Source organism: Streptosporangium sp. DT93 (genome assembly GCF_049844535.1).
GTDB lineage: Bacteria > Actinomycetota > Actinomycetes > Streptosporangiales > Streptosporangiaceae > Streptosporangium.
Genome location: NZ_JBNCLF010000033.1, coordinates 25,215 through 32,372, shown reverse-complemented (window position 1 = coordinate 32,372; position 7,158 = coordinate 25,215). Strand labels below are relative to the sequence as shown.

The 7,158-nt window shown below is 73.8% G+C and carries 5 protein-coding genes and 1 pseudogene; 1 reads left to right on the top strand and 5 read right to left on the bottom strand.

Annotated elements, in window-relative coordinates:
- The 5 genes and pseudogenes from ACLQ2R_RS38270 to ACLQ2R_RS38250 all read right to left on the bottom strand — a co-directional run.
- A pseudogene (locus ACLQ2R_RS38270) lies at positions 1-271 on the bottom strand (lipopolysaccharide biosynthesis protein); the annotation flags it as partial.
- Positions 272-534: 263 nt separating this feature from the next.
- Positions 535-1,407: a sulfotransferase family protein gene (locus ACLQ2R_RS38265; protein ID WP_425966355.1), complete on the bottom strand. Its 873-nt coding sequence runs from the start codon at positions 1,405-1,407 to the stop codon at positions 535-537.
- 41 nt (positions 1,408-1,448) lie between these two features.
- The gene (locus ACLQ2R_RS38260; protein ID WP_425966323.1) at positions 1,449-2,471 is read right to left on the bottom strand and encodes a hypothetical protein; all 1,023 of its coding nucleotides are present in this window, start codon (positions 2,469-2,471) and stop codon (positions 1,449-1,451) included.
- Complete coding sequence (locus ACLQ2R_RS38255; protein ID WP_425966322.1) at positions 2,468-3,760, bottom strand: hypothetical protein; 1,293 nt, start codon at positions 3,758-3,760, stop codon at positions 2,468-2,470. Before ACLQ2R_RS38255 ends, ACLQ2R_RS38260 begins: the two co-directional genes overlap by 4 nt.
- Positions 3,757-5,577 carry a Wzz/FepE/Etk N-terminal domain-containing protein gene (locus ACLQ2R_RS38250; RefSeq protein ID WP_425966321.1) on the bottom strand — a complete coding sequence of 607 codons (1,821 nt, stop codon included), beginning with the start codon at positions 5,575-5,577 and terminating at the stop codon, positions 3,757-3,759. Before ACLQ2R_RS38250 ends, ACLQ2R_RS38255 begins: the two co-directional genes overlap by 4 nt.
- 311 nt (positions 5,578-5,888) lie before the next feature.
- Between ACLQ2R_RS38250 and ACLQ2R_RS38245 the strand changes: the two genes are divergently transcribed.
- Positions 5,889-7,103: a glycoside hydrolase family 26 protein gene (locus ACLQ2R_RS38245; protein WP_425966320.1), complete on the top strand. Its 1,215-nt coding sequence runs from the start codon at positions 5,889-5,891 to the stop codon at positions 7,101-7,103.
- The last annotated feature ends 55 nt before the right edge of the window (positions 7,104-7,158 follow it).

The following is a 7,158-nucleotide window of genomic DNA, read 5'->3' as shown; positions in this document are numbered from 1 at the left end:
CGGACTCGGACCCGGACTCGGACCCGGACTCGGACCCGGACTCGGACCCGGACTCGGACCCGGACTCGGACCCGGACTCGGACCCGGACCCGGCGAGGATGTGGATCAGCCCGTTCCCCGCGTCCAGCCGCAGCACCGCGGCGGCCAGCAGGCACAGGGTGGTCGCCGCGAAGAAGGCACCGGCCGTCTCCGGATCCGTTCCCCTGGCGACCAGCACGACCATCAGGAACTGTGCGACGGCCCCGGCACCCGCCCCGGCCAGCCCCGCCACCCTGTCCCTGGAGACGGGCCGTCCGGGGTCCGGGAGAACCGGTCCGGAGTTTTCTGAGTCCCGGAGTTCCGGGCCGGAGTTCTCGGCGTCTCGGAGAACCGGTCCGGAGTTTTCCGGGTTCCGGGGTCCCGGTTCGGAGTTCCCTGAGTTCCAGGGAGCTGGTCCGGAGTTTTCGGAGTTCCGGAGTTCCGGGCCGGAGCTTTCAGGGGTAGTGCGGCCCGTTTCTGCCGGACGCACGGCCTCCTTCGTTTCGTCGGCCGGGATCAGCGGCGCCATGAGGGGTCCGTGCCCAGCCACGAGATCAGCAGGGCGTCCTGCTCCTCGAAGTGATCTGCCAGCTCGCGGCGGAGCTCCGGGGGCATCGGGGCCGGTCTGGGCCGGGCGTTGTGCCGCTCGAACACCGGATCGCCCAGGTGCGGCAACCCGAGGAACGCCAGCACACGGTCGTAGACGATCTCCGGCTCGGTGAAGAACCGGCCGCTGTCGAGGACGAGGATCCGCTCCCGGCCGACCAACGGCTCCAGACGGGCGAGCTGCTCGGCGTAGCGGCCCCGGGCCAGGTAGGCGTGATGGCGGTGGGCCAGGTTCGTCGAGTGCGGCGCGGCGCACAGGGCCTCGGCCGCACCGGCCAGCCGTTCCTCCTCCAGCTCGACGGCTCTGGCGAAGGACGTCTCGGTCTCGAACCCCCTGGCCAGCTCGTGGGCGTGCGCGGAGAAGGCCCGCTCGACCGGGTCGCGGACGAGCACGATCAACTTGGCGCCCGGCAGGTCATGGGCGATCCGCGGCCCGGCCAGCGGGTGGAACAGGTAGTAGGGCGAGGACTCGAAGACCTGGGGGCGATGGCCGTACCTGCGTGCCGCGTGGGAGAGCGACACCCGCAGCGGGAAGTGCGCCCGGTACCACGACGGACCCCTGTCGTAGGCCGTGTCGAAGTAGTGCACGCCCTTGCGCAGCAGGGGCTTGAAGATCAGCGGATGCTGGGCCAGGGCACGGTACAGCGAGGTGGTGCCGCAGCGCTGGGCGCCGACGACGAGGAAGGAGGGCGGTGTCCGCCGCGACGCGGTGAGGCGCCCGGTGGTCCACGAGATCGTGTGAACCGCGCCTTTCAGCGCCGGCCCGGCGGCGGCGGGCCTCAGGGTACGAAGTCTCGTGACGGCGGATCTCGTGACGGTGGGTCTCACAGCAGGGTCTCCTCGCCGTCGACGACCGGGCCGAGCCAGGCTTCCGGCGGCCCGAGGGGGGCGTGGCCGTCGGCCGCGTGCCGGTCGGCGAGTGCGATCAGATAACGGATGGAGGTGAGCCGGGACTCGGCGGCCGACAGCCCGAACGGGGCAAGGATCCGCAGGGAGCGGGCCACGCAGGCCCCGGCCGCGGTGACCGGGGCCTGGCGGCGCAGCGCGCGGTGGAAGAAGTGGTGGACGGCGTCGAAGCCCAGCGGGACCCCCGTGCCGAACCGTTCCCAGTCCCAGACCAGCAGTCGTCCGTCGGGGCCGCGCGAGATGTTCCACGGCGTGAGGTCCCCGTGCCAGGCGAAGTCCGGGTCCCGACGGCCTGGAGGTCCGGGAGACCACGTCCCGGGGAACGGGTCTCCCGGAGGTGCGCCTTCGGGAAAGGCGTGCCCGGTGAGGTCATGTCCGGAGCAGGCCTGCCCGAGGGCCGGGCCCGTGGGGAGGTGGGCGATCTCGGTGATCGCCGCGGTGAGGACGTCGTCGCGGACCCGCCCCCGCCGCACCGGGAGCGGGGTCAGTGCCAGGACGGCCAGGCCACGCCAGGACCCGTGGTGCAGGACGGCGGGCGGGACGACGGTCTTCAGCGGCACTCCGGCGAGCAGGCCGAGCGTCCGCGCCTCGTGCGCGACGAGTTCCCGGGTGAGGTCGGTGTCGCCGATCTTCACGAAGGCGACCGGCCCGTCGGGCGCGCGCGCCTCCAGGATCGGCTTGCGGTTGGCCCGCCGGGCCGGGGACACCCGCAGCGTGACGCGGAGGCGGGTGCCGAAGACCTCGCTCAGATGGCTCTCGATGCCGTCCCGCCCCGACCGGACCATGACCCGTCCGCCCGGGTGCCACCACGCGCGCGGGACCAGCCTGCGAGGCAGCAGCCGGTGCGGGAGCAGGGTGTAGGGCCTCTCCTCCCCGGGGCCGGGGAAGAGCAGGTCGATGGTCCGGTCGAGGTAGCGCAGGCGGGCGCGGGCGTCGTTCATGCGGCCGTGCTCGCCATCGAGTTCCTCCACAGCAGGGCGAACGAGATCAGGTACAGGCTGAGCGGCGTGACCAGGCCGTCGTAGACGAACATGTAGAGCAGGGTGAGGATCATCACGAGGACCCCGGCCACGCCGATCGGACTGCGGTCACGCCAGTGGCGGCGTACGGCCCCGGCGAAGAACGCCACGTAGAGCGCGGCTCCCGTGAACCCCTGCGTGATCATGAGATGCCAGAGGTGGCCGTCGCCGCCCAGTGGAGGGTGGCCGCAGGTGACGCACCAGTCGGTCTTCCCGGTGGTGATCGTCCGATGGTTGCCCCTGGCGTTGCGGGTGTTGCCGTACCCGATGATCGGAGAGGTGCCCGCGGCCGTGAGGGTCGCGGTCACGGTGAAGGCGCGGATGTCGTTGCTGTGCGGGCTCTCCAGCCGCTGGGCCACCATCGTCCGCAACGGGCTGAGGGCGAACGCCAGCGCCGCCGCCGCCAGGATCGCGCAGGTGGCGACGCGTGCCCGTCCGCCCAGGCGCACCAGCAGGTACGCCGCGGCGACGCCGAGCCCGAGCCACAGCCCGCGGTTGAGCGAGTAGACCGCCGGGATCGCGGCCAGCGCGACCAGCGGTACCACGGCCGCCCGCCTGCGCGGGCCGCCGTGCGCCCACCAGCCGACCACGAACCAGACGAGCAGCACCGACAGGTTGCCGCCCCAGGCGTTGGCCCACTCGAACGGGGCCTCGGGGCGGGGCGAGGGGTGGCCGAGCACCCACTGCGTCTGCGCCGCGGTGGGATGGATCAGGTTGTGAACGAACGGGTTGCCGCTGATCCAGTCCGGGAGGACCATCTCGACCGGCGAGGTGAAGGCGGCACGCGGCGCGAACACGCCCAGCAGCCCGCCCGCCACGGTCGTGACGAACAGCGCGCCGAGCATCCGCACCAGCGTCAGCTGCGGCAGCTCCTCCTCGGTGAGGTTCCCCAGGTAGAGCACCATGACCAGCAGGGAGACGTAGAGGGCGAGACGCATCAGGTAGCCGATGAGCCGCCCCGCGCCGAACTCCCCGTAGGTCCCGGGGGGCATCTCGCCGAGCATGAGCGCGCTGATCAGGTAGCCCGCGAGGAGGAGCAGCCAGAGCCCGAAGCCGCGCGGTGCCCTGATCGGCCGCCGTCGCCACAGCACCGCCGCCATCGCCGGGGCCACCGCGATCACGCAGAGACCGCCGAAGCCGAGGGCCCACCAGACGGGGTACCCCACCAGGAACGCGGCGATCGGCCAGGCGGCCGGGCGCAGGCCTCTCACGACAGGCGCCCTCTCCGCCCGCCCGCGATCCTCCGCCCCGGTTGAACGTTCCCGTCGGTCCGGGACGGCGCGGGACCCGCCGGCGCCTCGGCGACCGCCGACGGGGACGGGGGCGGGAGTGCCGGGAGCGCCGGTCGCGGCGCCGCCGACGCCGACACCGGCACCGGGAATGCCTGGGACGTCGCCGCCGGTACAGAGGGCGCCGAGGGCGCCGGTGCCGGGGGTGCCGACGTCAGGGGGGCCGGTGCCGGGGAGGCCTGCGCCAAGGGGACCGGTGCCGGGGACAGCGGTGCCGGGGACAGCGGTGCTGGGGGAACCGGTGCCGGGAACGCCGGTGGCGCCGAGGGGGGTGCGGCCCGGTGCCCGCCCGCCAGGCCCGCGAGGGGACGGGCGGGCCTTTTCGGGAGGGCTCCGTGGACCCGGCCGCTCACATCCCTGACCGGAAGATCCGGCCCGGCCGCACCACGTCCGCCCACGCCTTGCCCGTCCGTGCCCCGCCCGTCCGTGATCCGCCCGTCCGTGCCCCGCCCGTCCGTGATCCGCTCGTCCGTGCCTCGCCCGTCCGTGATCCGCCCGTCCGTGCCCCGCCTGCCCGTGATCGGCTCGCCTGTGACTCCCCCCTCCGTGACCCGCCCGTCCATGCCGTGCACGTCCGCGACCCGGTCCTTCGTGCCCCGCTCGCCCGTGTCCCGGCTCCCCGTGCCGCGTCCACCCGTATCCCACCCGTCCACGCGGACCCTGCTCTCCGGACCCCGCCCGCCCTCGCGGGCCCGCCCTCCGCCGGGAGGGGGCGGGTGCGGCGGGCGTACGGCGGGCGGTGAGGAGGCGCCGCCGGCGAGCAGGGTGCCCGCCACCGGGACCCCGCGCTCCCGCAGCGCGCGTGCGGCGCGTCGTACCTCCCTGGGAGGGGTGCCGGGCACGGAGACCACGAGCACCGCGCCGGCCAGGCCGCGCAGTCCCTCCTCGTCGATCGCGTCGAGGCCGGTCAGCCGTCTGACGTCGGCGGCGTCGCGCAGGGTGGTGTCGAGGCGGTCGCGGACCCAGGCGGTTCCCACTCCGCAGAGCAGCCCGGCCATCAGGCCGCTGCCCAGGTACAGGGGCGGCCGGGGGGCGCGGGGCTCGGTGGGGGCCACCGGGCGGCTGATCACCGAGCCGGGGGTGACGGCGACGGTCCTCAGGGCGTCGTACCGGGCGGTGAGGGCGTGGACCTGGCGCAGGAGGACGTTCTGCCGCTGGAGGGCCAGGGCGCGTTCGGCGGTGCCGTTGCTCAGCCCCGGGAGGGCGGTGGCGACCGCGGTGAGGCTCGCGTTGACCTGCTTCAGCTTGACCAGCACCGTCTTGAGCTGGGCGGTGAGCGTCTGGGTGGACGACTCGCGCCGCTGGGCCAGGTAGGCCGTGGCGTAGGCGTCGGCGCAGGAGGCCGCCGTCGCCGGCGCGGCGGCCGTGCACGAGATCTCCAGGACCGAGGTGTTGGGCGGTACGGAGACCTCGGCCGGTCCGGAGAGGCCGCCGAACAGCCCGCGTGCCTTCGTGGCGACCACCGCCGACCGGGCCACCTGGGCCTCGGTGTCGAGGTTGAGCGGTTCACGCTGGCGGGCGGTCACCTGGTTGACCTGCTCCGGGGGACCCGCCGGGGTCACCAGGACCTGCGCGGAGGCGGTGTAGGAGGGCGGGGTGATCCACAGCAGGGCGAGGCCGGCACCGGCCCCGGTGAGGAGCATGGACAGGACGATCAGCCGGCGGCGGCGCAGGAGCGACACGTAGTCCGCCAGGTCTCCACCTGAACGGCGGGCGGGGGCGTCCGGTGACGGGCTCATGTTTCGCGGGTGCCTCTCCGGCGAACAGCTGCTGGGAACCCTTGGAACTATAGGTCGGCTTTTCCTTTCTCCGGACCGGTACGCAAGATTTTTCTCGTGTTGACCCGGCTGATCACACGCATATAACGGATATTTACTGGATATTTCCCTTGCCTGGTCCCGGCTCTGTGGCATGGAGCGGCAAAGTCCTGGACGAGGCACGTCCGTGCGATGGAAAGGTGTTTCCCCGAGACGGCCGGCGAATGCCTGCGGACGACATCTGCGAGGGATCGTTGCATCAGACAAATGGCTCTATAGAGGTAATTCCGCGTATGGTCAAAATAGGCGGTTCGGGACTCGTCCTGGCGCTGGGGCTGGGGTGCGTGGCACTGGCCGTCGCGGGACTGGGCGGGTGCAGGGGCGACGACTGCGTCACCGGGGCCGCCGGGGCCGCCGGTGGCAGGGCCCCGGGCGCGGTGGACACCGCCGGGGGCACCGGGAGTACCACGGGCACCGGGGGCGCCGCGGGCACCACGGGCACGGCCCCGGGCGCCGCCGGGGGGACCGGGGACGCGGCGCCGCCCGGCGTACAGGGGCCGCCGCGCCAGGGCGCCTGCGAGGTCAGCCGGACGCTCGTCCCCTCCTGCGGCGCCTGGTGGGGGGTCGCACCCGAGATCTTCACCGGGCGGCGCCCGCAGCGGGCCCTGGAGAGGGCCGAGCGGCGGATGGGCCGCCCGGCCGCGATCATGCACGTCTACCACCGCGACGACGAGCTCTTCCCGACCCCCGCCGAGCGCGCCATCGCCCGGGACCCGGACGGCCGCAGGATCCTGCTGGTCAACTGGAAGCCGTCCGCCGACCTGTCCCACACCTGGGCGGAGATCGCCGGCGGCGCGCTGGACGCGCGGATCGACCGGCTGGCCGCCCACATCGTGAGGACCTTCCCCGAGAGGTTCTTCCTCACCGTCCACCACGAGCCCGAGGACGACGTACGGGAGACCCCCGGCGCGGGGATGTCCGCCGACGACTACGCGGAGATGTTCCGGCACGTGGTGGGGCGACTGCGCGCCGGCGGCGTGACCAACGCCGTCACGGTGATGACCTACATGGGCGCGCCGAACTGGGCCTCCGAACCGTGGTTCGAGCGGCTCTACCCGGGCGACGACGTGGTCGACTGGGTGGCGATGGACCCCTACGCCGACCACCGGGCCGACGGCTTCGGCGAGCTGGTCGACAAGACCCGCCCCGACTTTCCCCGGTGGCCGGGGTTCTACCGCTGGACGCAGGAGCGTCTCCCCGGCAAGCCCGTCATGGTGGCCGAGTGGGGCGTCTTCGAGCGGCGCGGCCGGCCCGCCTTCAAGGAGTCCTTCTTCACCTCGGTGCGGGACGGGCTCGGGGACTATCCGCGGATCAAGGCCCTGGTCTACTTCGACTCGCCGAAGGCCCCGCGGGGCGACACCCGGTTCGACACGACGCCGGGCGCGCGCAGGGCCTTCGGCGAGCTCGCCCGCGACCCCCGCCTGAGCCCCGCCGTCCCCCCGCGCTGACCCGCCCTCTCCGCGACGACCCGCGCGGCCGCCGCCCCGCCGCCCCGGGGCGGCC